A 1,916-nucleotide genomic window follows, 5' to 3' on the forward strand; every position below is an offset into this window, starting at 1 on the left:
CCTCGGCCGCCTCCAGGGCCGCCTCCTGCAGCCCGGCGTCGCCGGTCTGCGACGCGCAGCCCTCGAGGAGCAGCGCGGCTCGGAGCCTCGTCTCCCTGTCCTCCCAGGAGGCCCACAGCGCCCTGAGCAGGTGAGGAACGGCGCTCGCCGGCTCGGCCCGGCCGACCATGGCTTCGGCCGCCGCGACGAGCAGCGGTGCGGCCTCGGCGGGTCGTGCGGCGCCGAGAAGGTGGGCCGCGACCCTGGCTGGTGCCACGCCGGGCGCCCTGCTCAGCTCGTCGGCCAGCCTGCGATGCAGCCATCGCCTCGTGGCCGCAGGCATGGTCCTGTGCGCCCGGCTCGCCGCCTCGGGGACGAGGACGAGGTGGTCGTCCAGCCAGCCGCCGCGCTCGAGGCGCGCTAGGTCGGTCGAGACGTCCTCGGGCTGGCGCCCCACGACCCCGGCGAGCAGCTCGGCGTCGAGCGCCTCGCCGGCCACGGTCAGGGCCTCGACGAGAGCCTTCAGATCGGGCCCGAGCCTGCCGGGGTCTAGGGACGAGGCGAGCCGGTCGCCGCGACCGATCGCCGCTGCGAGCCGCGACGTCTCGTCAGAGGGCTCCCCGCCGACCTCGCGGCCCAGAACCTCGCGGCAGGCTTCGAAGCGCGCGAGCGCTGCCGCCGTGTCCCCAGAGAGGTAGGCACAGCGCATGCCGACGCGGTGCAGCCGCTCATCGAGGGGCTCGGCGGCCAGCGCAGCGTCGACGACCGCGAGCGCCTCCTCGTACCGGCCCTCCTCCTCGAGCCGTTCGGCGCGCTCCCGCCAAGCCTTCGCCGCCAGGGCGGCCACGCGGGCGCGCTCCTGCTCGAGCCAGTCCCTGAAGGCTGGGGCGTTTACGCGGCCGAGTCCGGGCAGCAGCCGCAGCGTCACGCCAGATGGGAAGCCGGGCAGCTCTCCCGTGGCCTCGAGCTCGGCGACATCCGTCTCTGCCGCCACCGCGACGGCGTCGTCCCCGTCTTTCAGCCAAGCGGCGGCTCCGGGCAGTTGGCGCAGCTCGTAGAGCTCTTGCCGTAGGTTCGCCGACCGACCGGGGCCCCACAGGAGCTCCGCCAGGTCCTCGCGACGCACCGCCCTCTCGCTCAGGCAGAGGAAGGCGAGGAGGGCCGTCCCCTTGCGCGAACGCGGCATGACGTCGGCTCCGGCCCAGGTGAACCGGACGCCCCCCAACAGGTCCGCGCGCAGGACCACGCGAAGATGATAGGGCCTGAGAGCCCGATGAGAACGCGCAGACGCCCGGGCGGCCGTGAGCCCCCGCCGGCTTCATCAGGTACTGCGTGCCGGCAGGTTCACGACGGCGGCCCTAGGGAACCACGACGCCGGCAGGGCGGCACGTCGTTCGACGGGGGTCCCCACAGGCGCGGCCGATACGAACCCGACGAGCTTTATCACCCCAGCGACCATCGCTGCGATGGTGGCGACCAGCCCGTAGCCGAGGGCGGCTGCCGCAGATGCCGCACCGCCGACTGCCAGGCCGACGCAGCTGAGGACGCTATGGCGCTCGGCGCCGAGCGGGTACCTGGCCCCAAACGCGTGGTCCATCAGACAGAGGAACCCGGCCATGAAACCCAGAGCGCCGATGTTGCCGGCAAGGTCGAGGAGCCACTCGGGGACCGCCGCACCGCGGCCGTCGCTGATCACGCCCAAGGTCTCCCAACCCTCGCTGTCCACGCGCCACCAGCCCACCAGCGTCTCCTCCGCCGGGAAGACATCGGGCACCACGACGAGGTACCCGGACGCCAGGTCCCTCTCGATCGCGGCGCGGGTCTGGTCGCTGATCCCCACTATCGCCTCCGCCGTGTCCTCGCCGGGCACCAGGACGACGAGCTCGGCGCCGGCCTGCTCCGCCCTGGCGATCGCCGCCATCGTGTTGAACTGCCCC

Annotated in this window: 2 protein-coding genes; both read right to left on the reverse strand. The window is 73.6% G+C overall.

Annotated features, from left to right (window positions below; all coding sequences use genetic code 11):
- The coding region (locus VF202_15610; GenBank protein HEX7041543.1) for a BTAD domain-containing putative transcriptional regulator at window positions 1–1,225 on the reverse strand (1,225 nt) is incomplete at its 3' end.
- A gap of 75 nt (window positions 1,226–1,300) precedes the next feature.
- On the reverse strand, window positions 1,301–1,916 hold a 616-nt coding region (locus VF202_15615), incomplete at its 5' end, for a hypothetical protein (GenBank protein ID HEX7041544.1).

This window comes from Trueperaceae bacterium (assembly GCA_036381035.1).
In the GTDB taxonomy this organism is placed as follows: Bacteria; Deinococcota; Deinococci; order Deinococcales; family Trueperaceae; genus DASRWD01.